At 46.9% G+C, this 26,473-nt stretch carries 22 protein-coding genes; 20 read left to right on the top strand and 2 right to left on the bottom strand.

The genetic code is table 11. The annotated features are described in order from the left end of the window. The first annotated feature begins 13 nt into the window (after positions 1–13). Positions 14–2,773 carry a LuxR C-terminal-related transcriptional regulator gene (locus G7Y46_RS04090; protein ID WP_165252662.1) on the top strand — a complete coding sequence of 920 codons (2,760 nt, stop codon included), beginning with the start codon at positions 14–16 and terminating at the stop codon, positions 2,771–2,773. 341 nt (positions 2,774–3,114) lie between these two features. Here G7Y46_RS04090 and G7Y46_RS04085 read toward each other — a convergent pair whose 3' ends face one another. Then, positions 3,115–3,357 (bottom strand): glutathione S-transferase N-terminal domain-containing protein, encoded by a 243-nt coding sequence (locus tag G7Y46_RS04085; protein ID WP_165061090.1) that lies wholly within the window; start codon positions 3,355–3,357, stop codon positions 3,115–3,117. A gap of 185 nt (positions 3,358–3,542) precedes the next feature. Here G7Y46_RS04085 and G7Y46_RS04080 point away from each other — a divergent pair, with 185 nt between their 5' ends. From G7Y46_RS04080 to G7Y46_RS04025, 12 genes are all read left to right on the top strand, one after another. Further along, on the top strand, positions 3,543–4,901 hold the full coding sequence (locus G7Y46_RS04080) for a putative manganese-dependent inorganic diphosphatase (RefSeq protein WP_165252661.1): 1,359 nt from the start codon (positions 3,543–3,545) through the stop codon (positions 4,899–4,901). Between the two features lie 29 nt (positions 4,902–4,930). Next, positions 4,931–6,055 carry a M20/M25/M40 family metallo-hydrolase gene (locus G7Y46_RS04075; RefSeq protein WP_165252659.1) on the top strand — a complete coding sequence of 375 codons (1,125 nt, stop codon included), beginning with the start codon at positions 4,931–4,933 and terminating at the stop codon, positions 6,053–6,055. A gap of 192 nt (positions 6,056–6,247) precedes the next feature. Continuing rightward, a complete protein-coding gene (rpsL, locus tag G7Y46_RS04070; protein WP_165061099.1) occupies positions 6,248–6,619 on the top strand; it encodes a 30S ribosomal protein S12 in 372 nt (123 codons plus the stop codon). An 86-nt stretch (positions 6,620–6,705) separates the two neighbouring features. Then, positions 6,706–7,176: a 30S ribosomal protein S7 gene (rpsG, locus tag G7Y46_RS04065; protein WP_165061102.1), complete on the top strand. Its 471-nt coding sequence runs from the start codon at positions 6,706–6,708 to the stop codon at positions 7,174–7,176. Positions 7,177–7,190: 14 nt separating this feature from the next. Then, the gene (gene fusA / locus G7Y46_RS04060; RefSeq protein ID WP_165061105.1) at positions 7,191–9,308 is read left to right on the top strand and encodes an elongation factor G; all 2,118 of its coding nucleotides are present in this window, start codon (positions 7,191–7,193) and stop codon (positions 9,306–9,308) included. Between the two features lie 23 nt (positions 9,309–9,331). Beyond that, positions 9,332–9,640: a 30S ribosomal protein S10 gene (gene rpsJ, locus G7Y46_RS04055; RefSeq protein ID WP_165061108.1), complete on the top strand. Its 309-nt coding sequence runs from the start codon at positions 9,332–9,334 to the stop codon at positions 9,638–9,640. Between the two features lie 16 nt (positions 9,641–9,656). Next, positions 9,657–10,289: a 50S ribosomal protein L3 gene (gene rplC, locus G7Y46_RS04050; RefSeq protein ID WP_241155977.1), complete on the top strand. Its 633-nt coding sequence runs from the start codon at positions 9,657–9,659 to the stop codon at positions 10,287–10,289. Between the two features lie 9 nt (positions 10,290–10,298). Further along, the gene (rplD, locus tag G7Y46_RS04045) at positions 10,299–10,925 is read left to right on the top strand and encodes a 50S ribosomal protein L4 (RefSeq protein WP_165061114.1); all 627 of its coding nucleotides are present in this window, start codon (positions 10,299–10,301) and stop codon (positions 10,923–10,925) included. Continuing rightward, complete coding sequence (rplW, locus tag G7Y46_RS04040; RefSeq protein WP_165061118.1) at positions 10,925–11,212, top strand: 50S ribosomal protein L23; 288 nt, start codon at positions 10,925–10,927, stop codon at positions 11,210–11,212. Before rplD ends, rplW begins: the two co-directional genes overlap by 1 nt. Positions 11,213–12,289: 1,077 nt before the next feature. Beyond that, positions 12,290–14,539, top strand: a complete 2,250-nt coding sequence (locus tag G7Y46_RS04035; RefSeq protein ID WP_165252657.1) for a molybdopterin-dependent oxidoreductase — start codon at positions 12,290–12,292, stop codon at positions 14,537–14,539. Positions 14,540–14,541: 2 nt separating this feature from the next. Next, positions 14,542–14,880, top strand: a complete 339-nt coding sequence (locus G7Y46_RS04030; RefSeq protein ID WP_165252655.1) for a 4Fe-4S binding protein — start codon at positions 14,542–14,544, stop codon at positions 14,878–14,880. 385 nt (positions 14,881–15,265) lie between these two features. Next, entirely contained in the window at positions 15,266–16,174 is a 909-nt protein-coding gene (locus G7Y46_RS04025) for a LysR family transcriptional regulator (RefSeq protein WP_165252653.1), read from the top strand. Between the two features lie 99 nt (positions 16,175–16,273). On the opposite strand, the gene G7Y46_RS04020 is transcribed toward G7Y46_RS04025, so the two are convergent. Then, positions 16,274–16,870 (bottom strand): hypothetical protein, encoded by a 597-nt coding sequence (locus G7Y46_RS04020; protein ID WP_165252651.1) that lies wholly within the window; start codon positions 16,868–16,870, stop codon positions 16,274–16,276. Positions 16,871–17,151: 281 nt separating this feature from the next. On the opposite strand from G7Y46_RS04020, the gene G7Y46_RS04015 reads away from it, so the two are divergent. From G7Y46_RS04015 to G7Y46_RS03985, 7 genes are all read left to right on the top strand, one after another. Next, positions 17,152–17,778: an adenylate kinase gene (locus G7Y46_RS04015; protein WP_165252649.1), complete on the top strand. Its 627-nt coding sequence runs from the start codon at positions 17,152–17,154 to the stop codon at positions 17,776–17,778. A 170-nt stretch (positions 17,779–17,948) separates the two neighbouring features. Next, positions 17,949–20,195 (top strand): cytochrome C oxidase Cbb3, encoded by a 2,247-nt coding sequence (locus G7Y46_RS04010; protein ID WP_165252647.1) that lies wholly within the window; start codon positions 17,949–17,951, stop codon positions 20,193–20,195. 59 nt (positions 20,196–20,254) lie between these two features. Continuing rightward, entirely contained in the window at positions 20,255–20,980 is a 726-nt protein-coding gene (gene nagB, locus G7Y46_RS04005) for a glucosamine-6-phosphate deaminase (RefSeq protein ID WP_165252645.1), read from the top strand. A gap of 159 nt (positions 20,981–21,139) precedes the next feature. Continuing rightward, positions 21,140–22,087, top strand: a complete 948-nt coding sequence (locus G7Y46_RS04000) for an ABC transporter permease (RefSeq protein ID WP_165061176.1) — start codon at positions 21,140–21,142, stop codon at positions 22,085–22,087. Positions 22,088–22,135: 48 nt separating this feature from the next. Continuing rightward, positions 22,136–24,202 (top strand): dipeptide/oligopeptide/nickel ABC transporter permease/ATP-binding protein, encoded by a 2,067-nt coding sequence (locus tag G7Y46_RS03995; protein WP_165061420.1) that lies wholly within the window; start codon positions 22,136–22,138, stop codon positions 24,200–24,202. After that, positions 24,199–25,212 carry an ABC transporter ATP-binding protein gene (locus G7Y46_RS03990; protein WP_241157042.1) on the top strand — a complete coding sequence of 338 codons (1,014 nt, stop codon included), beginning with the start codon at positions 24,199–24,201 and terminating at the stop codon, positions 25,210–25,212. The genes G7Y46_RS03995 and G7Y46_RS03990 overlap by 4 nt, the downstream gene beginning before the upstream one ends. Positions 25,213–25,303: 91 nt before the next feature. Then, on the top strand, positions 25,304–26,263 hold the full coding sequence (locus G7Y46_RS03985; protein WP_165061179.1) for a dihydrodipicolinate synthase family protein: 960 nt from the start codon (positions 25,304–25,306) through the stop codon (positions 26,261–26,263). Positions 26,264–26,473: the final 210 nt, after the last annotated feature.

Genomic DNA, 26,473 nt, shown 5'->3' with positions numbered 1-26,473 from the left:
GATTCGAGGTCATATGCAAGAGACGGATAACTTTTCTGGTTTTGATTCTAGCGAGAGCCGCCCCATAGTATCTCTCAAACTGTTTCCTCCTAAGGCATCATCTAATATTGTAGAAAGAACAAGGCTAATAAAAAAGGTTGTAGACCTAGACATTCGCGTTGTTTCAATTGTAGCTCCTGCTGGATATGGCAAAACAGTTTTAATGACAGAAGCATATTTAACATTACAGGAAATGAGTCATAAGACAGTCTGGATACATCTTGATGAATATGATAACGGATTCAATTTCTGGTTCTGCTTTGTTGAAGCGCTGAAGCGTATAGACCCAACACAAGATTTTTCATGGCTAGATAAGCCGCATTGGAAAGATGAAGAATTTGATGAAAGCTCTCAATTTGGTTGGTTAGTTCCTCTTATAAATCAGATGGCATTCATAAAAGATCCGTTTACTATATTTCTAGATAACTTACATGTGATAAAAAACCATACGATACACTCAATGCTTAGACAGCTATTTGACTACATGCCTGCTGGAATGCGCCTTGTTATAGCAACTAGAGAGAGAATCCCCTTTTCAATTTCTCATATGCTTATGCGCGGCGAAGCGCTGGTTATCGATAAAGACGATCTTGCTTTTAACTATGCGGAAACTAGCGAATTACTGAAGGTACAAAGCGGACCAGAGATTTTAACTGGAAAAGTATGGAGTATTCAACAGATCACTCATGGATGGGTTACTGCTGTCAAGGTATTGGGAATGTCGAGTGAAGACAGCATAGGCAATATAGCCAGATCTATAGATGTAACTATGATTGACAATTCTTCAATATTTCAATTTCTCGAAGATGAAGTCATGGGTGAAATGGAAACTCCGATGTGGGAATTTCTTACAGAAATTTCGCTTTTAACCGAGATAAGAGCAGAGCTTTGTGATTACGTGTTAGAACGTAGTGACAGTGCAGATATTCTATACAAATTGGAGAATAAGGAACTATTTGTATATAGCATAAATACAGTTGGCGGATGGTTTAGGATACATCCCCTTTTCCGAGATTATCTGCGCAAAAGATTCGCTGACACAAATCACTCACGTGAGAAATCGCAGCGCATTCATGCTAGGGCTGCCGATTGGTTTGAAAGTAACGGATATGGCGCTTTGGCACTTCCACATTTATTTGCAGCGGAGATGTACGATAAATATCTTGATATTGTCGAGGAAAAATATTGTATAAGTGACATAAGGGCTTCTTTTTCGTCTGAATTAGTTGATCCTTTAATCAGCATTCCTCGTCTGCATCTATACAAGCATCCTAAAGCGCTCACTCTTCTTATAATTATTTTGTTTCATTTAGGTGGAAGCGATGAGCTCGATAGGCTAATTAAAGATATTGGCGATGTTGAACAGTTCTTTTCTAGTCAAGATGTGCTATCTGATTGGGATGAAAAATACGAACATATAATTCGGTGTCTTTTTGCTTACGATAATAAGGAATACGAAATTGCTATTTTTGAATTCGAGAGCGCCATCAGCATAGGAGAGGGATCACGCAATGATATAGATGGGTTCTTGATGATATTGTCTGCACGCTGCAATATGGCTTTAGGTCGCAGTGATGAGGCCATATTTTGGCTTCGTGAGTCGCTGAATAAGGCGCAAAGATTTCATATGGTTGAAGAAAGGCTTGCTTCTACGAATGAATTAGCTAGAACTTTGGCGAATATTGGCTGTATATACGAGGCGGAGAGGGTTTTGTTAGACGGCTTAAGATATGCCGACAGTGTTCATTCGCCGGGGGATGGGGTTATATTTCTGGAATTCTCCCTGATGTTTTTACGTCGCGAGTGGGGTATTTTGGAAGGCAGCGACAATGTATTTGATGATCGCCAAAATTTTATAGCACAGCAAATGGAGAATTTTACGGGATGGCTTCAGGCACCTGACTTTTTTCTAGAATTATCTAATTGCTATAAAGCTGAAGGCTGCAACGATATGGCATCTATTTGTTACAAGATAACGAAAGATTTATTGCGCAGTCATTTAGAGGTTCCGTTCTTGTCAGAGCAAGTGTCGTATTCTCGGGCAAAGCATTGGCTTTTTATTGGTCAGATAGATATGCTAGATGCTTGGTCGGAAGCGCAAGCTCTTAAAAGCAGTCGCGGAAACCTTCTGTCTGATAAGCTTATGTTAATTCCGAAAACTTTTGTGTTTTTAGCGCATGATAAACCTCGTCAGCTATTGGATTATTTATATAAATATTTGCCTGATGACAGGGTCTTAAATCTTCCTGTTTTTAGGATAGATTTCTTTTTATTGAAGGCGTGGGCTTATGCGCGTATTGGAGATAGCAAGCAAGCCTATATCAATATGTTGAATGCGCTTGTTAAGGCTGAGAGGGCGGGATTTGCTAGAAGTGTCATTGACTGGGGTCCGTGGTTGCTTGCTCTTGTTGAAGAATCAACCGATTTGTTGCCGGATGAACTAAGTGGATATGTGAAGAATTTAGTAGTTTTGGGTCATAAGGTATGGGATGACGTTGAGGAAATCCCATATTGGTGTCAGCCAGATGCTTGCGTCGACAATTCGTTAAGTTTGCGTGAAATGGAAGTATTGAAAATGTTGTGCGAGTCAATGTCGACCCCAGATATTGCTAATAAATTAGGAATATCTCTTAGTACAGCAAAAAGCCATGTGAATTCTATATATAGAAAAATGGGTGTTCATAAGCGTGTAGATGCTGTAAAAAAAGGTTCCAAAATACTTGGCATGAGTTGAAAAGGCTTGAAAATGTGTATGTTTTGCGTAAAGTGCGGCAAGTGTATTGGGAAGTCGAAGCCGTTTCTTGAAGAGGGTATATGCCCTAACTGTAAGACTAAAAATGCCAAAGATGCTTCGGCGTGTATAAAGTGTGGGTTTGATCTGCCTGCGGCTCCTGGGTGTGTTCGCAAAGATAAGTAAGTGCGCTCGCGACAGCTGTATTAAAGGAATCTAGCCGCGGGCACTTCTAATTTATGCACAGTTGTGTATAAATTAGAAGTGTGTGTATCTGGGTATTGATTAGTTACGCCTGAAAGATATTCGATTATTTTAAATAATCACACTTGGTGTCGGTGCGCCTATTTATTCAGGTAATTCTGAGTTAAATAATCTATTACTGCGTCGTTTCCTTGGATAAGCTGTTCGTTGTCGTATAAATAAGGAATCAGGTTTGCATCTCCACCCAAAGCCAATAATTCTTGGTAGGGAATTTCTTGCTCTACATCGCGCTTATCTAGTTCTATTTGATGTTCGTCGGCAAAAGCGGTTACTACCGAACATGTGGAACACGGAGCCCAATAGTAAAGAATAGGCGCTGTCATTTTAGTGCTTCCTTTCAACGTTTCTTAAAGCGTCCCTATTATCGCGCATCAATTAGCCCTTGTAGTATGCACTTCATATGAAATGTAGGTATTCGCTACTTATAAGTGTTTGCCGCTCAGCCGATGGATGCATTCATGATGTTTGATAGTTTATATAATGGCTGCTGTGTATGTTTGGAGGAACAATGGTGAAATCTATCATCGTAGTAGGGCATCGCAACCCCGATAACGATTCAATAAGCTCTGCTGTAGCGTATGCTTACCTAAAAAATGAACTGGCAAAACGCAATGGGCAAACCGATGTGGAATATATTCCGGCACGGTTGGGGCAAATGCCGCCCGAAAGCGAGTGGGTACTGGCAAAGAATGGCTTGGAAGCGCCGCGCGTAATAACGCATGTGTATCTGCGTGTGAGCGATGTTATGACGCGCGATCCTATAACCATATCGGTTGATGCGCCTATGCTAGAAGCAGGGCGCTTGCTGAAAAAGTACAATATACGATCGCTTGCCGTAACGGACGACGCGGGTAAATTCATGGGGCTTATTTCTACTCGCGCTATTGCCGAGCGTTATATTTCGGCTACCGATGCTTTGCAAGATGATGACCCCTCATCCAGTATGGCTGTTGCCTCGTCGCTAATCGATTCTTTGAATCAGCGCGTGGGCGAATTGATGGCAACAAATGTATTAGAGCTTGATGAAGAGGGGCTTTTGAAAGAAGCCACGGAAGACTTGATGGCAAGCGAACTTCGCGAAGGCATAATTTTAGATGATGCCGGCAGCGCAATTGGCATAATGACGCGCAGCGATGTGGCTGGCGCAGCGAAGCGTCGCGTTATTTTGGTAGATCACAACGAAACGCTGCAAGCGGCACCCGGTATTGAAGATGCCGACGTGATGGAGGTAGTGGATCATCATCGTATAGCAGATGTATCTACGGCGAATCCAATTCAGTTCATCAACTTACCACTTGGCAGCACCGCAACAATAGTTACTATGCAATTCCGCCAGCATGGTATTGCAATTCCGCCCGCCATAGCTGAAGTGCTTTTGTCGGCAATAATGACCGACACTGTAATATTGAAGTCGCCCACAGCAACCGATATTGATCGCGAACAGGTAGATTTCTTAGCCAACATAATTGGGTGCGACCCTGTGGAATTTGGGTTAGAGGTGTTCCGTCAGCGCGGTGGCGAAGATGATATGCCGGTGGAAGACTTGGTTTGCACCGATAGCAAAGAGTTCCAAATGGGCGACGATACGTTACTAATCGCGCAGCATGAAACGGTGAATTTGTCGGGAGTTATGGAGCGCGAAGCTGAAATGCGCGAATACATGCGCAAATTAATTGACGATCGTGCGTATACGATGGTGCTGTTAATGGTGACTGACATAATGGCAGAAGGTAGTCAGTTCCTTGTTGAGGGCAACACTCGTATTGCCGAGCGTGCCTTCGGTATAGAATGTGAAAGTGAAGGCGGCAATTGGATGCCGGGTATTCTTTCGCGTAAAAAGCAGGTTGCTGCGCGCATTTTGAACTAAGCTCAGATCTATCAATTCGAAGGCAGACGATGAACGTAGATAGACTGCATAGTACGTTTTTAGAGTTGGTTGGGGTGGAAAGCCCGTCATACCATGAGGCGAAAATGGCGGCATTATGTGCAAGCAAGCTGCGCGACTGCGGTTTTCAGGTGGAAATTGATGGTTCTGCTGAGCAAACCGGGTCTGATACAGGCAATTTAATTGCACATTTGCCGGGTACGGCGCGCGGGCATGTGGCATTTTGCGCCCACATGGATACCGTGCTGCCCTGCGCTGGTATAGAAGTTGTGCGAGAATCAGACGAAAAGGGCGACATTTACAGATCGGCTGGTGAAACTATTTTGTCAGCCGATGACAAGGCGGGCGTGGCAGCCATTTTGGAAGGTGTGCGTTCATCTATAGAAGCGGCTGATCCCAGACCTGACATAACAATATTGCTTACCACTTGCGAAGAGCAGAGCTTGGTGGGCGCATCTGCTTTAGCAACAGATGTATTTAGCAACAATGTGCCATGCTTTGTGTTAGATGCCGACGGTGCTCCGGGCACAATAATTGCCGAAGCGCCGAACCATTACACAATGCGTGCTCGCATAAGCGGTAAGGCGGCGCATGCTGGCGTAGAGCCTGAGGCAGGAGTGTCGGCTATTCGCATAGCAGCTGAAGCTATAGCGCAGATGCCGCTTGGACGGTTAGATGACGCTACTACAGCAAACGTCGGCGTTGTTAAGGGTGGCGTAGCTGTGAATATAGTTCCCGATACATGTATTGTAGAGGGCGAATGTCGCTCTATTTTCCCAGAGCGTGCCGAAACTTTGCGCAACGCTATGGAAGCCGCTTTGATGGAAGCTGCTGCGCGTCACGGCGGCAGCGCAGAAGTTGACTGGACACTAGATTATCCCGAAATAGTTTTTGCGGAAACTGATCCTATTATAGATATGCTGAAGCGCGCCATGCATTCGTGCGGCTTGCAGCCTAATATGCATCGTACAGGTGGTGGCGCTGATGCGAATATACTTGGGCGATGCGGCGCTTGCGCCATAACGCTTGGTATAGGTATGACAAACTTTCATTCTGTGGATGAATACATTTACGTTCAAGATTTGGAAGACTCGGCTCGTTTAGTGGAAGCGCTTATTAAAGAGGCAGTTGAGTAGAAGTTTCGCTATCATCTTCCGCATTCAAATGATACCTGATTGAGAACATAGACACTCCCGGCTCCGTGGCGTTTGACACACTGGGAATATATGTCTAATATGCAACGTCGCGCCTGAATAAGGCGCATATTTTTCGCATATCAATGCGGAAATAAATTAGTAAAACCTTTAAGGCAGAAAAGGAAGATAAAATTGCCAACAATTAATCAGCTAGTCCGTAAGGGCCGCAAAAAGCAGGTAGACAAGAAGAAGACCCCTGCTCTCCAGAGCAATCCGCAGAAGCGTGGGGTGTGCACCCGTGTGTTCACCACTACCCCCAAAAAGCCGAATTCTGCGTTGCGTAAGGTTTGCCGTGTGCGTCTAGTTAACGGCATGGAGGTGACGGCCTATATTCCCGGTATTGGTCATAACCTGCAAGAGCACTCAATGGTACTTATCCGCGGCGGTCGTGTTAAAGACCTGCCCGGTGTGCGTTACAAGGTCATTCGTGCCGCGCTCGACTGCGCTCCGGTGGACAACCGTATGCAGGCTCGCAGCCGCTATGGCGCTAAGCGCCCCAAATAACAAGTCGTTAAGTCGCGCGGGCTTACAAGCCTAATGGCGAGGACAAGATAACTCGCCCGAAGCGCGCAGAAGAAAAGGAGAAACGCATGCCACGTCGTGCAGCAGCATCCCGGCGCGAAATTCAGCCGGATCCAAAATTTAACAATCGTTTGGTTACGCAACTTACCAACAAAATAATGCTTGACGGCAAGAAGTCTCTTGCTGAGCGCATTGTTTATGGTGCTTTCGATTTGGTAGAGGAAAAGACTGGCGAAGATCCGCTGTCTGTCTTCAAGAAAGCTATGGACAATGTACGTCCAACACTTGAGTGCAAGCCGAAGCGTGTTGGTGGCGCAACCTATCAGGTGCCAATGGAAGTGAACTCTAGGCGTGCTACTACGCTAGCCATTCGCTGGATTGTAGATTACTCGCGCTCTCGTAAAGAGCACACCATGAAAGAGCGCCTAGCAAGCGAGATTATTGACGCTTCTAACAACACCGGCGCTGCCGTGAAGAAGCGCGAAGACATGTATAAGATGGCTGAGGCGAACCGCGCCTTCTCGCATTACCGATTCTAGTCAGGGGAACTCATATGGCTAAATTGGAACTAAAAGATACGCGCAACTTCGGTATTATGGCTCACATTGATGCGGGCAAGACTACCACTACCGAGCGTATTCTTTATTACACGGGTAAAACCCACAAGATTGGCGAAGTGCACGATGGTGCCGCCACTATGGACTGGATGGTTCAAGAGCAGGAGCGCGGCGTTACCATTACTTCTGCTGCAACTACTTGCTATTGGAAATATCCTCGCGGTGAAGAGGATGGCAAGGAATATCGTTTCCAAATTATAGACACGCCAGGCCACGTTGACTTTACTGCCGAAGTAGAGCGTTCGCTGCGCGTGCTTGACGGAACTGTTGCTGTGTTTGACGCTGTGGCTGGTGTACAACCGCAGTCTGAAACTGTTTGGCGACAGGCTGAGCGTTATGGTGTGCCTCGCATCGCTTTCATCAACAAGTATGACCGCGTTGGTGCCGATTATTTCCACGCCATTCAGACAATGCGCGATCGTTTAGATGCGCCGGCATATGCAGCTCAGCTGCCTATGGGTGCTGAAGACCAGTTCTGGGGCGTTGTGGACTTAGTTACCATGACTGCTTGGGACTTCAAGGCAGACGATAAAGGCATGACATATCCTGAGGCAATGGACGAAATTCCCGCTGAATTCAAGGAAGATGCCGAGCTGTATCGCCAAGAACTTCTTGAGGCTGCCGCCGATTGCGACGACGACCTGATGGAAAAAGTTCTGATGGAAGAAGAGATCACGGTCGAGGAATTCAAGGCGGCAATTCGTAAGGGCGTTATTGCTTGTAAGTTGAACCCCGTATTTGTGGGTAGCGCTTATAAGAACAAGGGCGTTCAGGAAATGCTCGACGCTGTAGTTGATTACCTGCCTAGCCCTGTTGATATTCCTGCTATTACCGGTGTAAATCCGAAGACCGATGCCGAGGAAGATCGTCCGGCTGATCCGAAAGCACCGTTTAGCAGCTTAGCGTTTAAGATTATGACCGACCCCTATGTGGGCAAACTAACTTATCTGCGCTGCTATTCTGGTTCGCTTGACAAGGGCAGCTATGTGCTCAATGCCGTCAAAGACAAGAAAGAGCGCATCGGTCGTTTGCTTCAAATGCACTCCAACCAGCAGATTGATGTTGATAAGTGCTCTGCGGGCGACATTGTGGCTGTAGTTGGTTTGAAGGATACTTCTACGGGCGACACCCTTTGCGATGAAGCTCATCCGATTATTCTTGAGAGCATGGAATTTGCCGATCCGGTAATTGATATTGCGGTTGAGCCGAAGACAAAAGCCGAGCAAGACAAGATGGCTATTGCGCTTCAGAAGCTGGCTGAGGAAGACCCGACATTCCGCGTGTCTACTAACCACGAAACTGGGCAGACCATTATTGCCGGCATGGGCGAGTTGCATTTGGAAATCATCATCGACCGCCTGCTGCGCGAATTCAAGGTAGAGGCAAATGTTGGCAAGCCTCAGGTTGCTTATCGCGAGCGCCCGGGACACGAGGTAATGAACGCAGAAGGCAAGTTTGTTCGTCAGTCTGGTGGTCATGGTCAGTACGGTCATGCGATTATCAACATGTATCCGCAAGAGGCTGGCAAGGGCTATGAATTCGAGAACAAGATTGTTGGCGGCGTTATTCCGAAAGAATTCATTCCTGCGGTTGACAAGGGTATTCAAGAGGCGCTGAATTCTGGCGTTTTAGCTGGATATCCTGTGGAAGATATAAAGGTTGAGCTTATTGACGGCAGCTTCCATGAAGTTGACTCGTCTGAAGCGGCATTTAAGGTAGCAGGTAGTATGGCTATCAAAGATGCTTTGAAGAAATCTGACCCTGTAATTCTAGAGCCTGTCATGGCTGTAGAAGTCGAAACGCCCGAGGAATACACCGGCTTCGTTATGGGCGATATTCCTAGCCGTCGTGGCATCATTCAGGGTCAAGAACAGCGCGGAAACGCAACTGTTATCAGCGCGAAAGTTCCGCTGTCGCAGATGTTTGGCTATGCGACCGACTTGCGCTCCGGTACACAGGGTCGCGCGGTTTACACCATGCAATTCGACTCTTACGAGCCGGTTCCAAAGAACGTTGCAACAGAAATAATCAGCAAGGCCGGCGGCAACGCCTAAGGCAGCTGGAAGGAGAATATCAAGTGGCTAATCAAAAGATTCGCATCCGCCTGAAGGGCTACGATCATGAAATCGTAGACCAGTCCACGAAACTAATCGTGGATACGGCCCAGAAGACCGGTGCAAAGATTTCCGGACCAATTCCGCTGCCGACTGAGCGTAATATGTATTGCGTTATTCGCTCGCCTCATGTGGATAAGGATTCGCGTGAGCAGTTCGAAATGCGCACTCATAAGCGTCTGATCGACATCTTGGAGCCCACCCCGAACACTGTGGACTCGCTGATGCGTCTCGATCTTCCGGCTGGCGTCGACATCGAGATAAAGCTGTAGGAGGCGCAGCATGACTATGAAAGAAATTTACGGCAAGAAGCTGGGTATGACCCAGATTTACACCGAAGACGACGTGCTGGTGCCCGTTACAGTTATTAAAGCTGAGCCTAACACGGTATGTCAGGTGAAGACCCCTGAAACTGACGGTTATAACGCCGTACAGGTGGGCTTTGGCTATATAAAGCCGCAGAAGGTGAACAAGCCCATGAAGGGTCACTTTGAAAAGCAAGGTGCCGAGCCTAAGCGCTATCTGCGTGAAATTCGCGTAGAAAATGCTGCCGACTACAAGGTAGGAGACGAGCAGACAGTAGCAGCTTTCAATGAAATTGAGAAAGTTGATGTTACCGGCACTAGCAAGGGTAAAGGTTTCGCGGGCGTTATTAAGCGTTACGGTTTTGGCGGCGGCCCGGGCGGTCACGGTGCACACTTCCATCGCGCTCCCGGTTCTGTTGGTCAGTGCGCAACGCCTTCGCGTGTGTTTAAAGGCGTGCGTCTTCCGGGACACATGGGTTGCGACACGGTTACTGTATTAAACCTAGACGTTATGCGTATCGATGAGGACCAGAATCTGATTTTGGTGAAGGGCGCGGTTCCCGGCGGCAAAAACGGCATTGTACGCGTGCGCGTCGCCAAGTCGCTAAATCTGTAAGGAGCAAAAATGGCAACACTTGAGATAAAGGATGCACAGGGCAAGGCGGCTGGCAAAGCCGATCTTAGCGATGCCATATTCGGCATTCAGCCCAACATGCACGTTATGCATCGCACCGTAAAGGCGCAACAAGCCGATTGGCGACAGGGTACGGCTAACACTAAGACTCGTAGATATGTTAGCGGTGGCGGCAAGAAGCCGTGGCGCCAAAAGGGTACTGGTCGCGCGCGTCAAGGTACTATTCGCGCACCTCAATGGCGCGGTGGCGGCGTGGTCTTTGGTCCGCACAGCCGTAGCTATCATCAGAAGGTGAACAAGAAAGAAATCAAGCTAGCAATGCGTAGTGCACTTTCTGCGAAGTTGGCAGACGGCGAGATAATTCTTGTTAAGCCTTTCGATTTTGAAAAGCCGCGCACAAAAGATGCCATAGCGGCTCTGAAAGCGCTAGGTATTGATAATCAGCGCATTACGCTTGTTATTGAAAATGAAGATGTGGAAACGTTCCTGTCTTTCCGCAACATTTCTTCGGTAGACATTCTGCCGGTAAACGACATTAATACGTATGAAATCCTAGATAACAAGAAGCTGGTTATCGTGGACAGCTGCCTGAAATACATCGAGGAGGTGCTTGCATAATGCAACGTGATCCTAGAGAGATCATCATTCGTCCTATCATCTCGGAGCACAGCTATGACGTTATAGAAAATAACGTTTATACGTTCGAAGTGGCGAAAGATGCTAACAAGATAGAGATTCGCAATGCTGTAGAGGCTATCTTTGATGTTAAGGTGACAAAGGTAAATACTTTGAATGTGAAGCCAAAGCCGAAGCGCGTGCGCTATCAGACGGGTTTAACTCGCACATGGAAGAAGGCTATGGTTACACTTGCTGAAGGCGATGAGATATCAATTTTCGCTAGCTAATCCGAAGTTAAATAGCGGTTTTTTGAAGGGCACCCCGCAAAGGGTGCCTTTTTCTTGGTGTGCCGAGCATGCGCACGTTTCTAATGGGTGAAAGTCCCTAGTACGCCCGATAGCGGGAAGTGCATAGCCAAATTCAGGCATATAGGCAGAAAAGTGTGTAATGCTCAATCCATCGCAAAGGGGGGAAGAAGTGCTGTTGTGGAACTCTGACCAAACCAGACCGTGTGTTGCCTTCGTCACTTTTTAGGCGAAAAATGGTCAAAACTTCCGACTTTCCACAGTCTATAATGCCAAATTACGCCAATTACGAATCAAAATAGAATTGAAGAACCCTGTTTGCCCAGTGTCCTCCACAATTCAAGTTAGCTATGTGGCACTATGACCATGGAAAGCTGGAAGTTTTGACCATTTTTCTAACTTTTTTGAACTAGTATACGGATGAGTTGAATCGTAATCTAGCGTCCGGGGTGTTGAGAGTTTACCCAAAAGCCATCCAACAAACACTTTAAGCCATCTTGCGGAGGTGTCGTTTTTCCTAACACTAGAGCCTCCGCATAAGCTACATCTCCACCTCTGCCTTCCGGCTTGTAAATCCTTTTTTCTTCATCTTGCCGCCACAGATTGCACATTTTCTAGTAAACACAGCTCACCCCTGTCCATAACTGACTTTTTCTTGGAAAAAGTCAGTTATGGACAGGCATATCAAGTGAGAATTAGGCGCACTTTTTGCCTATATGAAAGTCGAGTGGCATCGACTTCAGAGGCATCTATTTGGTATCTGAACAGGGAAAACAGCATGAATTTTTACACCCTTTTCTGCCTATATGCCGAAAAGGCATTATTCTAATTTGGAATCTTGCATTAATTTTTTCATCATCTTTCATGCTCTTAATGCAAAAGCTACATCCATTTCCTGAACTGATAATTAGTTTATTTAGTTGTTGGAGTGCGGCACCAGCATCTGACGAGGCATTGCATCTCTTGGCGGGCATCTAACTGCGGTGTTTGCAGAGACAAGCAAGCGTCTCTGTATTTTGAAGTATCAAAAGGCAAGCAAAGAGAGAGGGAGAGAATAGGATGGATAAACCTAAGTATCATCTGGTACCTCATGAAAAGCCTTATCGGTATGACGAAAACGGTCTGCATGTAACACGTGGTAGTGCGTGGTCTGGACCGGGTTGTCATATCGGTTGCGGCGTACTGCTGTATACCGATGACGAAGGCAAACTAGTGAAGGTAGAAGGCGACCCAGAGAATCCGTATAACCAAGGGCGTTTATGTAATCGCTGCTTGGCGCTAACCGAAGTGGTTTATAACCCTAGCCGTATTTTGAAGCCCATGAAACGCAATCCCGAAGATCGTGGTAAGGATGCTTGGACAGAAATAAGCTGGGATGAAGCTTACGATCTGATATATGAAAAGTTTACTGAAATTAAGGAAAAGTACGGTCCATGGGCTATACCGTTCGTGCAGGGAACTGGACGCGACATTGCTGCATGGATAACGCGCTTGGCGTGGTCGTTTGGTTCTCCGAACTACATGTTTAACATGTCGGGTATGGCGTGCTATTTGCCGCGCGTAGCAGGGTGCGCTGCTACCACTGGTAACTTCTGGGTGGGCGATTTCGCTCAGCAATTCCCCGATCGCTACGATAATCCTAATTGGGAGTGCCCTGACTACATAATGGTATGGGGCAATAATCCTCTGATAGCGAATTCTGATGGTTTTTACGGACATTGGATGGTTGACGTTATGAAGCGCGGCGCCAAGCTAATTGTGGTTGATCCGCGCCTTACATGGCTTGCGTACAAGGCTGAATATTGGCTGCAGATACGCCCCGGCACCGATGCGGCGCTGGCGCTAGGTATGCTAAATGTAATTATTAGTGAAGATTTGTACGACCACGAATTTGTTGAGCGCTGGTGTTATGGCTTTGATGAATTGGCTGCTGCCGCTGCCGAATATCCGCTCGATCGTGCATCTGAAATAACATGGATTGCATCTGACATAATTCGCGATGCTGCTCGTGCGTGGGCTAACGCTAACAGCGGCATAATGCAGTGGGGTCTTGCCGTTGATACCACCAAAGAATCGCTACCTGCCGCGCAGGCAATCGGCGCATTGTGGCAAATATGTGGCTACTGCGATAAGCCCGGCTGCATGATAGTTCCCCCTGAAATACTCGCGTACTCTGGTGGTTTCGGAGGCGAGCTGGTAACTGATGAAATGAATGAGCACCGCATCGGTTTGGATAAGTATGCGCTACTGCGTTTTGGCTTCCAAGTGGCTTCTTCCGACGAGGTTATGAAAACGCTAGAAACTGGGCAGCCGTATAAGTTACATGGCGCATGGTTGCAAACCACTAATTTCCTAACTTGTACCGCACCCGACCCCGAGCGTTCAATAAAAGCATGGCGCACACTAGATTTCATTGTAGTGGTTGATATGTTTATGACGCCTACTGCTATGGCGCTAGCCGATGTATTCCTACCGGCTTGTACTTATGCTGAACGCGATGGCATTCGCGTGGGCGACGGTGCTCAGCGCGGTGAAACTATCAATAAAGTTTGCCAAGTGGGCGAGGCAAAATCTGACATGCAGATTAACCTAGAGTTGGGCAAGCGTTTTAATCCAGAGGCATGGCCGTGGGCTGATGTGGATGAAATGTTCTCTTATGTTATAGAGTGCACAGGCTATACATTTGAAGAATTGCAGGAAGTTGCGCCAGCCTACATTCCATTCGAGTACAAGCGCTATGAAAAAGGTATGCTTCGTTCAGACGGGCAGGTCGGTTTCAATACCACTACAGGGCGTTTGGAATTATGGTCCACTTTCTATAACAAAGCTGGTTTAAGTCCTGTACCTTATTTTGAAGAGCCAACTGAAAGCCCCGTTTCTACACCAGATCTTTATGAGAAGTATCCGTTTGTGCTTACTACCGGCGCACGCAATTGGTTCATGTTCCACTCTGAGCACAGGCAAGTGCCGCATCTGCGTGCTAAGCGTCCATGGCCTATCGTGCAGATGAACCCCAAAGCTGCCGATAAATTGGGCATCAAAAATGGCGAATGGGTTTGGTTAGAGAACGATCGCGGCAGGTGTAAGCGTGTAGTTGAAACTACAAACATAATAGATGAAAGAGTGCTGATGTCAGACCATGGCTGGTGGTTCCCTGAAGCCCCGGGCGAGGAAAAAGATGGTTTATTCGGCATGCTTGACCTAAATGTGAACAAACTGCTCAATTCCTACCTTCCCGGCAAATCTGGATTCGGCGCAAACTATAAATCGATGCTGTGTAAGGTATACAAGGTGCAGGAGGAAAACTAGCCATGGCTGATTACGGAATGTTGATAGATTATGACTGGTGTACCGGCTGCCATACATGCGAAACTGCATGCCAGATGGAGCACAATTTGCCGCCCGACCAGTTTGGAATAAAAGTTACAGAAGTGGGGCCTTATCAATATGGCGATAGGAAATGGGTGCTTATAAACATGCCAATTCCTACCGATCAATGCAACTTTTGCGTAGAGCGCATAGCGCAGGGGAAATTGCCTACATGCATGCATCACTGCCAAGCGCGTTGTTTGGAAGTGGGTCCTATTGAGGAGTTGCAATCGAAGCTGTCTGCTAAAAAGAAGCAGGTGCTATTCCATAATCAAGGTTAACCCGAGCTTCTATGGGTGTTGCTGTTTTTGAGATTGCAGCGCCATGCGGGCTAAGGTGGTCAGCGGTATAGCTGCTGACCACCTTATTGCATCTAGCTTGTAGGTGTGCATTCCCTAGCCCTTTCCTGAAGGCGGCAACTTGCGAGCATGGACGCAAATACAAGAAAGGATGTGCTATGTCGTGTGGGTACGCTTGTGTTGGGTGTGGAAAATGCCGCGGAGAGCCCCGCAAGTTAGAAATAACACCGGTATGCTTCCGCTGTGGCTTTCAAAATGAAGAAGGTGCTGATAAATGTTCACAATGCGGTCTTGAATTACCTAAGCCTATTCAAGTTTCTAGTTCGGATAAGCAGTCAGCCCTTTAAAATAGATATATAATCTATCCATGCAGATTTCCCATCTTAGAGAAATGATAGTGTTGGCGCAAAATCACAGTTTTACACAAACTGCGATTCAGCTATACACGACTCAATCTGCTATCAGTAAGCATATATCAGCGCTGGAACAAGATCTTGGTGTGGCGTTGTTTCTGCGCGATAGAAACAATGTGGAACTAACCGATGCAGGTTCTATATTCATAGAGTATGCTCAACGTGTAGTAAACGACTATAACGAGGGTATAGTAGCTCTAAATCGATTCAATGCTGGCATAAATCGCAATATTACAGTAGGGTATCTAGCGGGTGCTGTGTCGGCATTTTTGCCTGAAGTAGTTAGCCGTTTTATGGAATCTCATAGCTGCATTAATTTGGAGTTCCATACGCAAGAAATAGACGGTACATTTTCTGGGCTGGAAGACGATAGCCTAGACATGGTTATTACAACTGAATACATCAAATTTCCCACTACGATATATCATGTGGAAAAACTCTACCGCGACCATATTGCTGTAATAGTGCCGAAAGATCACAGGTTGGCTTCGCGCGAAAGCGTACATTTGAAAGATTTGATAGGCGAGAAAATTATCTTTTCGTCACCGTCGTTTATGATTCGCGAAGCACCCATAATAGAAAACTTAATAGCGCCTATTCGCGACAAAATAACGTTGGTGCAGTCCGCCAATGATATTTGGAGTTTGTTTATGCTTATAAGCAGCGGGCGTTACGTTACTGTCTTATTTGACCATGTGCGTAATTATTCCGATTTTGATCAGCGTTTTGCCTTTTTGAGATTAGAGGAAGCGCCAAAACATTTCGATGTTGTGGCGGTTTGGAAGCGCCGTGCGGAATCGGATGTGATGATGGACTTGGTAACTTTATTGCGTGATGTAATATCAGAAAGAGGCGTTTTGTAGCCTTGCTGGCTATGCGGGCATCGCTTCGCTTTTTCCTTTCGGGTCTACTGTCGGAAATGACAGTTAGGGTGCGATAATTCGAACATTTCTTACAGCGGGCTAGCAATCCTCCAGTTGATACGATTCTTTCCATAAATCGTTAGGGGCAATATTTTTTGTGTGGGCTATCAATACGTTGTTTGCGTCGGTTACATTTGCGAAATATCCAAAAAAGTTTTCAGCTATATCTACTAACTCTTGGAACGATCCGGCGGCGCGAACCACTTCTGACATACTTGATATAAACTCGCCAATAGAGAACAGGTAATTTGAAATATCTACAACTAGTGTGTTGAATGATGCGCCTGCGCGGTTGACGCTTTTCACAAAGGCTGCATTAGCTAGCGAACCGGAAGGCACGCATTCGTCGTTTTCCAAAAATACGATAGAAGGCGCCTCACATAAATCTTTATGCGACATTGCTTCTTCAAGCGTAAATATTCGCAGCACCGAATTTGCTTCGGTGGCAAAAGGCGGCACGAAGTGCACTTCGTGCGACGGACCAGCATATGCCGCAATGCGTGTTATTCCTCTGCGGTTTTGTGCCGGGGAAAATTCTATCTGATAACCGCACCGTTTCAGACCGTCTAAAATCATTTGCAGCGTTATTCCGCTTGTGCGCGGTAGGGGATGCGAAGGTGTAGGAGCGTGTCCCAATATTTCTCCTTGAGCGCCGGGTCTATAAAGATTTTTACTAGCTAATTTATATTTTAATCGGTTGAAGCGCAGCGTGTCGGTTGAATTGCGTTGGACACTTTCATAACTTACAGAATTTCAAACAAACATCTGTAGACCTTCGCTAAATGCCAATGCCAAACTTCGCCAAAATTTGCCAACGATGGGCTGCATTTGGTTTTCATGTAACGAATACGGTTTATAAGCATGTGGCTTTGTTAGAATGATTAGGTACGTTTTCCGTATGTGAAAGGACTTGTAAGATGAATATAGTGCTTCTGGGGGCGCCGGGGGCTGGAAAGGGAACTCAGGCGGCTAAGCTTGTATCTGAAGAAGGGCTTTGCCATATCTCTACCGGCGATATTTTGCGTCAAGCCGTGAAGGACCAAACTGAACTCGGCATGAAGGCCAAGGCGTTCATGGATGCAGGCGATCTGGTTCCCGATGAACTAATAATCGACCTGATGCGCGAACGCATTCAGCAGCCCGATACTGCAAAGGGAGTTATCCTAGACGGTTTCCCCCGCACTACTACGCAAGCCGTTGCGCTTGATACCATGCTTTCAGAACTGGGTCGTCCGCTTGATGCTGCGCTGCTTATAGATGTTGACCCGGAAATTATAGTTGGTCGGCTTACTAGCCGCCGTATGTGTCGCGAATGCGGCGCTATTGGCACCGCTGCCGATGGCGACACTTGCAAGAAGTGCGGTGGCGAAATGTACCAGCGTGACGACGATAACGAAACCACAGTACGTAACCGCTTGGAAGTTTACGAGAAATCTACAAGCCCTCTGATCGATTACTATCGTGGCTGCGATTTACTGGTGACAATAGATGGCGATCGCGATCCTGAAGTGGTGTTCGTCGACGTGAAATCTGTTTTGAAGTAAATTCTGCTGGCATTGTTAGCGTAAATTAGAGTACACATAGCCCCTCTAGTTGCTTGATTGCTTCCCAAATATGTTTATTGCGGCTGCACTCAAGACACTAGAGGGGCAACTTGTATCTTCATACGCCGACCGCAATGCTCTAGTCAGCTTTTCTCTTATATAATCATTGCATGCCGTCAATTTGGGAGAATATCGCGTATTTCTTCCGGCGTACAATTACGCCGAATAAACGTGTTATTACCCATATTGCCAAGTGGGTTGGCATATTAGTATGCATAGCCTTAGCGCTGGAAGTTTTCGTCTTCAATTTCAACTACTTTGCGTCGGCGGGCTATTCGCCGATTAACCTAAAGTCGCGCATACAGTTAACCGAAACTGCCGACGAAACTTTCCGCATTACTGCCGCCAACAATCAGCTGGAATTTACAAACCTCAACACCGAGATACATAACATTTTTATCGACTTTGCAAGTTGGCAGCCTGCTCAAAATGTGCCGTTGAAAATTCAATTTACCGACACAGCGCACATAACGTATTTTGACAGCACGGAATACACGGTGGGTGTGCCTGTGGTTAATGTGGCTACAAATTCGCTGCAAAGCAAATATATAAACCTAAGCACGAATGGTCTTGTAGACAACTTAAAAATAGAAATTGTTGGCGAAGACGTGCAGTATCCGCTGCGCTTGAACACTGTTGTGCTGAACGCGCATCATCCGTTTATATTTAATGGTGTACGCTTCATCATCGTTTTAGGGGTTCTTCTACTTGCATTTATGTTCAGACCGAAAAGCGCTATATATCGGCTGCGAATAGTTGAGCATCCGAGGCGCTCGAAGGCAGGCATCATTGCGGCCAATGTGATAGAGGCAGCAATAATTACTGCCCTTTTATTCTATGGTTCTAATTTAGTGGGTATTGCTACTGCGAATTACAACCAAGGTGAATGGGATGGTCATTCAATTGTAAACACATACGAGGTGGGCGGCGATAACGCCCAGCAATATTCAGAGCTGGCGAAAAGCTTTACGCAGGGCAAACTCTACTTAGAGGAAGAGCCGCCTCAGTGGTTGCAAGATATGGAAGACCCGTATGATAAAGGCGCACGCGACGAAGCGCAGAAGGAAACGGGCGATCCGTATCTGTTTGACGTGGCTTATTACGAGGGGCATTACTACGTGTATTTCGGCGTGGTGCCGGCGCTGCTTTTCTACTTGCCGTTCTATGTTTTAACTGGGCAAAGTTTTCCAACAGCAATTGGTGTACTAATTGCTGTTGTGGCGTTTGTGCTGGGTTGCTCTGCCATGTTAGATCGCTTCGCGCGCTACCACTTCAAGCGCGTAAGTTTAGGCATTTACCTGCTTGTACAAATACCGCTTGTATTTTGTTGCGGAATACTTTATTTGGTGAAATTCCCCACTTTCTATTCGCTGCCAATAGCATGCGCTATGGCGTTTTCAGTGTGGGGCCTATACTTCTGGATTCGTGCGCGCGAATCCAGCCGGCGCTGTTTGAATTTCGCAATTGGGTCTTTATGTATGGCACTTGTAGCCGGATGCCGTCCGCAATTTTTATTGCTGTCGCTTTTGGCTATTCCGCTGTTTTGGCGCATCTATATTCGCCAGCGTCGCATTCTTACGCGCGATGGAATGCGCGAAGTGGCGTGCTTGCTGCTTCCCTATGTTGTGGTGGCAGCTGGAATTATGTGGTACAACTACGCACGCTTCGGCAGCTTCACCGATTTTGGTGCGAACTACAACCTAACCATGAACGATATGACGAAACGCGGTTGGGTACTTGGTCGTTTTGCTCCGGCGTTCTTCAGCTATTTCTTACAACCGCCGAATGTTTGCGGTGTATTCCCCTTTATTCAGCCGGCAGAATTCGCCACCACTTACATGGGGCAAACCATTAAAGAAGTTACATTTGGCGGCGTGTTTGCCTGCCTGCCTGTGCTGTGGATGCTGTTTTTTGCCGCGCCAATTGTGCGCCTGCGAAATGCCCAGCGCTCTACCAACACCATTACAGGGGTCATAATAACTTTGCTAGTGTCGGCTGTAGTTATAGCGCTGGTCGATGCGCAAATGGCTGGTATTCTGCAGCGCTATTATGCCGATTTTAGTTTCATGCTTTTAGCTGCTGTAGTGCTGCTGGTCTTTATCGTGAATGAGAATATTACCGACAATCCGCTGCCTAGCCGTTTATATCCGAAATCTATAGGCGCCGAGCAACTGCCCACAGCTCCTATTGGTGGCGTTAAAATGCGCAGCATTATAACGTGCGTTTTGTTGGCGTTGGCGGCTATTAGTGTCACATATAGCTTACTGCTGTGCTTTGTGCCCGAAACCGGATGGTATTCTGATGTGTATCCTTGGGCGTACCAAGAATTATTAGAGACGTTTTTGTTCTGGACCTAACATTTAGCGAGTCGGCGGGTTGGCGGGCGTCTTATAGATCAGCACATCGGAGGTGCCAAATGAACATTATTATTGCAGACGATTACGAAAAGATGAGCCGTATAGCTGCGGACATTATCGCCGAGAAAGTGCGCAAGCAGCCAAAATGCGTACTTGGACTGGCTACTGGTTCTACTCCTATTGGCACCTATGAAAACCTTGTAGCCGACTGCAAGGCAGGCAAAGTAGATTTCTCAGATGTAACCACTTTTAACTTAGATGAATATGTTGGGCTTCAGCCCGAAAACGATCAAAGCTATCGTTACTTTATGAATACAAATTTATTTGACCATGTGAATATTGACAAAGCGCGTACCCACGTTCCCGACGGTTCGAATCCGGATGCTGCGGCGGTATGCAAGCCTTACGATGAAGCCATTGCAAGCGCTGGCGGAATAGAACTGCAATTGTTGGGGCTTGGTCATAACGGTCACATTGGTTTTAACGAGCCCGCCGATGAATTTCCCGTAGGTACGCATATAGTAGATTTAACAGAAACAACCATTCAAGCTAACAGCCGTCTGTTTGACAATGCCGATCAAGTTCCGCGCCAAGCATACACAATGGGTATTGGCACCATAATGGGTGCGCGCGAGGTGCTTGTGGTGGTAAGTGGCGAAGATAAGGCGGAAACTGTGGCGCTTGCATTCAGCGGTCCTGTTCGTCCGCAGGTTCCAGCTTCTGTGCTGCAACTGCATCCTAATTGCACGATAGTGCTAGATAAAGCTGCCGCTTCTGCGCTGTAGTTATGCATGGGCAAGCAAAATTGCAATTGATGTAATTATGCTTGCCTATTTGAGCATTTCTCAGAAAAATGCATAGCTTTGAATCAGGTTAGCGTCCTGTGAATGTTTCAAATAGGTTACACTTAACTCTATAGGCAAATCGAAGGTTAGGGGACTGATGTGAACAACCTTCTTCGTTTAATAGGAAATCGCCTTCTTTGGTTACCTATTATGATCTTGGGCGTTACTATCCTCGTGTTTTTCATTATGTCGCTGTCACCCATTGATCCAGCTTATTCGGTTCTAGGCGAGAATGCCACGGTGGCGCAAGCAGAAGCTTATCGCGAGGAAATGGGTCTGAACGATCCAATCATTGTGCAATATGGCAATTTCCTGATAGGTCTTTTGCATGGCGATCTTGGAACTTATGGTGCATCGCGCATGTCAGTCACCGACCGTGTAATGGAAGCTTTGCCTGTTACGTTGCAGCTTACTTTTATGGGCTTGATTTTTGGCGTTGTTGTTGCCGTTATCCTAGGCGTTGTTTCGGCGCTATATCGCGACAAATGGCCCGATCAAATCATCCGTGTTTTATCTATTGCATGTATTGCTACGCCGTCTTTCTGGTTAGCCGTACTGCTTATTTTGGCATTCCAAGGCATACTTCCTGCATCCGGTCGTCTGCCAGATTTATTTACCGACCCAAGTGGGTGGTTCACGCGAATGCTTTTGCCAGCCATTTCTCTTGGCGTGCCTGTTGCAGGTCAACTTACGCGCGTTGTAAGAACATCTATGGTTGAAGAACTTGATAAAGACTATGTGCGTACAGCTCTTGGCGCTGGCATACCTAAGAGTGTTGTTGTGGCGCGCAACGTGCTTCGCAACGCACTTATAACACCTGTTACGGTTCTAGGTTTGCGCATTGGTTATCTTATCGGTGGCGCAGTTATCATCGAGGTTATTTTTAACCTGCCGGGCATGGGTATGGCTATTGTGTCCGGTATTCAGTCGAATTATCTATATTTAGTACAGGGTGTTGTGCTTACGGTTGCTGTGGCCTTCATCATAATCAACATTATTGTTGACATGCTCTACATCCTGATTGACCCGCGCATAAGGACGGTGTAGATCATGACTGATGAAAAAAATCTGAAAACCCCCGGTAGCGGGACCGATATGACCGGCATAACGCCAACAGGTAGCAGTCCTGCTTTAGATGTGAAGCCACCTAAGCTTCGCGAAAAAACTACAGAGAAATTGGAAGGTAAGGTGCGCTTCCGCCGCTGGAAGAATATGCCTGTATCTTCGCGTATCGCTCTTGTAATACTTATTCTTATTGTTCTAATTGCCGTGTTCGCTAATTTCTTAGCTCCGTATAGTCCATACGAGATAACAGTTGCACGTCAGGCACCCGATGCCGCGCACTTGTTCGGCACCGATGATAAAGGGCGCGACGTTTTGTCTCGTATGATGTATGGCGGACGCTATTCATTGGTTATCGGTCTTGGCGCTACGGCATTTGCGCTGATATTCGGCAGCATAATTGGTTCGCTTGCAGCTGTTGTGCGCGGCTGGCTTTCGAATCTTATCATGCGTATTCTCGATATCGTTATGAGCTTTCCGGGTATCGCATTGGCAGCTACTTTTGTTATCGTGTTCGGTAATTCGGTGCCATCGCTTATATTCGCTATAGGTTTTCTCTACATTCCACAAATTGCCAGAATTGTGCGTGCGAATGTGATGAGTGAATACAATCAAGATTATGTACGTGCGGTAATAGTGTCGGGTGCACGTGCCAATTGGATTTTAGTAAAGCACGTTATACGTAACTGTATTGCACCGGTTTTGGTATTTACAATTGTTTTGGTGGCAGATGCCATTGTGTTTGAGGCATCGCTGTCGTTTATCAGTGCGGGCATTCCTGAACCTACTCCTACGTGGGGTAACATTTTGGCTGATGCGCGCGATGGTGTTTTGGCTGGGCGCTGGTGGCAAGCGTTGTTCCCGGGCTTGGCAATTATGATTACCGTACTTTGCTTGAATATATTCAGCGAAGGTATTACCGATGCTATGGCTGCGCCTGCGAAGGCGCCTGTGGCTGCTGGCGATGACAAGCTTAGCGCTAACCGCGAAGCTGACCGCATGGTTGCCGATCCTAAACTGGCTTACGCTGCTCAGGCTGAAATGCTGGAGGCTAGACTTTCCGAGTTGCGTGCAATTGAAGGCAAGCGCACCGATCGCTTTACAGCAAAGACCGATGTTCCGCCTATTCTTGAGGTTAAGAATCTTTGTATTCGATTCCCACGCCATGGTGATGTGAATGTTGTAGACAACATTAGTTTTGTTGTTCGTCCGCGTCAGACCATGGGTCTTGTGGGTGAATCTGGTTGCGGCAAATCTATTACCAGTCTGGCAATTATGGGATTGCTTGATACGCGCGCTCAAATTACAGGCGAGATTTTGTATAACGGTCAGAATTTGCTTGCGCTTAATGACCGCGAGATGAATCAGTTGCGCGGTCGTGAAATTGCCATGATTTATCAGGATGCATTGTCATCTCTGAATCCTAGCATGCTTATTAAGTCGCAAATGAAGCAGCTAACCAAGCGCGGTGGCACCAGAACCGCTGAAGATTTGTTAGAACTTGTAGGTTTAGATCCGAAACGTACACTCGATTCGTATCCGCACGAACTTTCCGGTGGTCAGCGCCAGCGCGTTCTAATTGCTATGGCGCTAACGCGCGATCCGAAAGTAATTATTGCCGACGAGCCAACTACTGCACTAGACGTTACAGTGCAAAAACAGGTAGTCGATCTTCTGAACAGACTTCAGAAAGAACTTGGCTTTGCTATGGTGTTTGTAAGCCACGATTTAGCGCTTGTTGCAGAGGTTGCAAACTCCATTACTGTTATGTACGCAGGTCAAGTTGTAGAGCAGGGTCCGGTTGTTGACATTCTTACCAACCCAATCCATGAATACACTCGTGGTTTGCTTGGTAGTGTTCTTTCAATTGAAGCCGGTGGAGACAGGCTGCATCAAGTGCCCGGCAGCGTGCCTAGTCCGAAAGACTTCCCTGTTGGCGACCGCTTCACGCCGCGCTCTAGCCATCCGGACAAAGTATCGCCTATACGTCCGATGCTTAAGAGATACAAAGATACCGATCATTACTACGCTGAGCTGCCCGACAGCGAACTTAATAGGCTTGGCATAGAACCGTATGTTCCAGGAGGGCCGATAGTATGAGCGATCAGAAAACTCCGGTAGATGTAAGAGTAGAGTCGGGCTCGGGTGCACTGGCATTTGAGAAAGCTGTTGTGCGTAAAGATGTTGAGCATGTTGAGACGGCTTTAGCTGAAGAAGCTGAAGCATGTGGCGTAGATAGCGACTCTACATGTGAAACGCCTGAAAGTTTGGCGGCTGAAGAAGCGCTAGAGAAAAAATTCGCGGGTACAGATCCGATTATTTTCCTAGACGATATCAAGGTAACTTTTAAGACGCGCACTGGTAGTTTGTTGCATCCGAATATGGTGCAGGCTGTGCGCGGTCTTACACTGAAGCTATGGCCCGGTGAAACCATAGGTATTGTAGGCGAATCTGGTTGCGGGAAATCTACAACTGCGAATGTTATGTGTGGTTTACAATCGCCCACATCTGGCAAAGTTTATTTCAAAGGCAAGGATGTAACGCACCGCACCGCAGCTGATCGTCGTATTATCGGGCGAGTTATATCTGTTGTATTCCAAGACCCTGCTACTGCGTTGAATGCCCGCATGAGTGTTCACGACCAACTTATGGATCCCATGATTGTTCATAAGGTTGGCACGACGGAAGAGCGTGAGCGCCGTGTGCATGAACTTATCGGCATGGTGGGTCTGCCGGAAAGTGCACTTGATGCGCTGCCCGGGCAATTGTCTGGTGGTCAGCGCCAGCGTGTGGCTATTGCGCGTGCTCTATCTTTGAAGCCGGACGCCATTATTGCTGATGAACCCACTAGTGCGCTTGACGTGTCGGTTCGTGCGCAAATTTTGAATCTGTTGATGGATTTGAAAAAGGAACTGAATTTGGCTATGGTTTTCATTAGCCACGACATTCAAACAGTTCGCTATATATCCGACAGAATAATAGTTATGAATGCCGGACGTGCGGTAGAAGAAGGAACGGCAGAGCAGGTATTTAATAATCCGCAAGACGATTACACGCGATTGCTTTTGGGAGCCGCACCCTCACTTTTGCATCCAGACTTAGGAAAATAATTAAATTAGGAAGCCCCCTTTAGGGGGCTTTCCTGAATATGCTTATAATGCTTCACGCATTATTTGTGCTATCTAACATGAAAGGGCAATGATGGAAGATCTCTCGAAATTCAGTGGTGTTATACCTCCAGTCATAATTCCGCTGAAAGGCGACCGAACGGTTGATGTAGTCTCGTTTGAGAAAAGCATAAACCGCATGATAGATGCTGGGGTTCACGGTTTATTCTTCTTGGGCTCTAGCGGCGAGGTTGCGTTTTTGACAAATGAAGAGCGCGACCATGTTTTGCAAGTGGCTTTGTCTATTGTAGATGGTCGCGTGCCGGTATTGGTTGGCATAATTGACATGGAAACCATGCGCGTTATCGATCAGGCGAAGCATGTGTCTCAACATAAAGGTGTGGATGCGCTGGTAGCTACAGCACCGTTCTATGCGCTGGGTGGTCCTATTGAAACTGAGCGCCACTTCCGCGCTATACGCGAGCACACAGACCTACCTTTGTTTGCTTACGACTTGCCGGTAAGTGTACATACGAAACTTGACCCCGATATGCTGATGCGTCTTGGAAACGATGGGGTTATACAGGGCGTAAAAGATTCTTCTGGCAACGATGTGCAATTCCGTTGGCTGATGATAGAAAATGAAGACGCTGGGCATCCGTTGCAGTTGCTTACTGGGCACGAGGTGTGTGTTGATGGTGCTCTTTTGGGCGGTGCCGATGGAAGTGTGCCCGGACTGGCGAATATAGATCCTTCAGGTTATGTAGAAATGTGGAATGCGGCTAAAGCGGGAGATTGGAACCGCGTTTCCGAACTGCAAGACCATTTGGCGCGCCTTATGATGATGACGCGCAAGGTTAAGGCTACGGTTGGTTTTGGCGCTGGTGTGGGCGCTTTTAAGACTGCACTTTGGCAGATGGGTGTTTTTGAAACGAATCAGATGCGCGAACCGGTAGCTGCACTTCAAGGAGACGATGTGCGCGCTATTGTGCGTGTACTGCGCGCAAACGGGGTAATACCTAAAAACTCTTTAATGCGCCAAGCTTGGGATTAGTTTGTTGCGGCAGCCTTCACGGCTGTCACAGCTTTACGAACGACCTGTGGCATCAATGAAGCCTCTTGATAACATGAAGTCGGAAAGGCGGAGTGAAGGCTGCGCAGCTTCTGAACGTAGCCTTTCCGACTTCATTATTCGATAACTTATTAATGTGATGAAATAAAAAGAAAGCCCGCCGAAGCGAGCTTTCTTTTTTGCTGTGTAAGG

Origin of the sequence: Adlercreutzia sp. ZJ304 (assembly GCF_011039075.1) — a bacterium.
Taxonomy (GTDB): domain Bacteria; phylum Actinomycetota; class Coriobacteriia; order Coriobacteriales; family Eggerthellaceae; genus Adlercreutzia_A.
Note: the sequence above shows the minus strand (reverse complement) of the source record. Positions and strands in the feature narration are given on the sequence as shown.

Excerpts from the sequence above, each read along its gene's own strand:
- G7Y46_RS04090 (WP_165252662.1), top strand. The coding sequence starts at position 14 with ATGCAAGAGACGGATAACTTTTCTGGTTTTGATTCTAGCGAGAGCCGC.
- G7Y46_RS04085 (WP_165061090.1), bottom strand. The coding sequence starts at position 3,357 with ATGACAGCGCCTATTCTTTACTATTGGGCTCCGTGTTCCACATGTTCG.
- G7Y46_RS04080 (WP_165252661.1), top strand. The coding sequence starts at position 3,543 with ATGGTGAAATCTATCATCGTAGTAGGGCATCGCAACCCCGATAACGAT.
- G7Y46_RS04075 (WP_165252659.1), top strand. The coding sequence starts at position 4,931 with ATGAACGTAGATAGACTGCATAGTACGTTTTTAGAGTTGGTTGGGGTG.
- rpsG (WP_165061102.1), top strand. The coding sequence starts at position 6,706 with ATGCCACGTCGTGCAGCAGCATCCCGGCGCGAAATTCAGCCGGATCCA.
- fusA (WP_165061105.1), top strand. The coding sequence starts at position 7,191 with ATGGCTAAATTGGAACTAAAAGATACGCGCAACTTCGGTATTATGGCT.
- rplC (WP_241155977.1), top strand. The coding sequence starts at position 9,657 with ATGAAAGAAATTTACGGCAAGAAGCTGGGTATGACCCAGATTTACACC.
- rplD (WP_165061114.1), top strand. The coding sequence starts at position 10,299 with ATGGCAACACTTGAGATAAAGGATGCACAGGGCAAGGCGGCTGGCAAA.
- rplW (WP_165061118.1), top strand. The coding sequence starts at position 10,925 with ATGCAACGTGATCCTAGAGAGATCATCATTCGTCCTATCATCTCGGAG.
- G7Y46_RS04035 (WP_165252657.1), top strand. The coding sequence starts at position 12,290 with ATGGATAAACCTAAGTATCATCTGGTACCTCATGAAAAGCCTTATCGG.
- G7Y46_RS04030 (WP_165252655.1), top strand. The coding sequence starts at position 14,542 with ATGGCTGATTACGGAATGTTGATAGATTATGACTGGTGTACCGGCTGC.
- G7Y46_RS04025 (WP_165252653.1), top strand. The coding sequence starts at position 15,266 with ATGCAGATTTCCCATCTTAGAGAAATGATAGTGTTGGCGCAAAATCAC.
- G7Y46_RS04015 (WP_165252649.1), top strand. The coding sequence starts at position 17,152 with ATGAATATAGTGCTTCTGGGGGCGCCGGGGGCTGGAAAGGGAACTCAG.
- G7Y46_RS04010 (WP_165252647.1), top strand. The coding sequence starts at position 17,949 with ATGCCGTCAATTTGGGAGAATATCGCGTATTTCTTCCGGCGTACAATT.
- nagB (WP_165252645.1), top strand. The coding sequence starts at position 20,255 with ATGAACATTATTATTGCAGACGATTACGAAAAGATGAGCCGTATAGCT.
- G7Y46_RS03995 (WP_165061420.1), top strand. The coding sequence starts at position 22,136 with ATGACCGGCATAACGCCAACAGGTAGCAGTCCTGCTTTAGATGTGAAG.
- G7Y46_RS03990 (WP_241157042.1), top strand. The coding sequence starts at position 24,199 with ATGAGCGATCAGAAAACTCCGGTAGATGTAAGAGTAGAGTCGGGCTCG.
- G7Y46_RS03985 (WP_165061179.1), top strand. The coding sequence starts at position 25,304 with ATGGAAGATCTCTCGAAATTCAGTGGTGTTATACCTCCAGTCATAATT.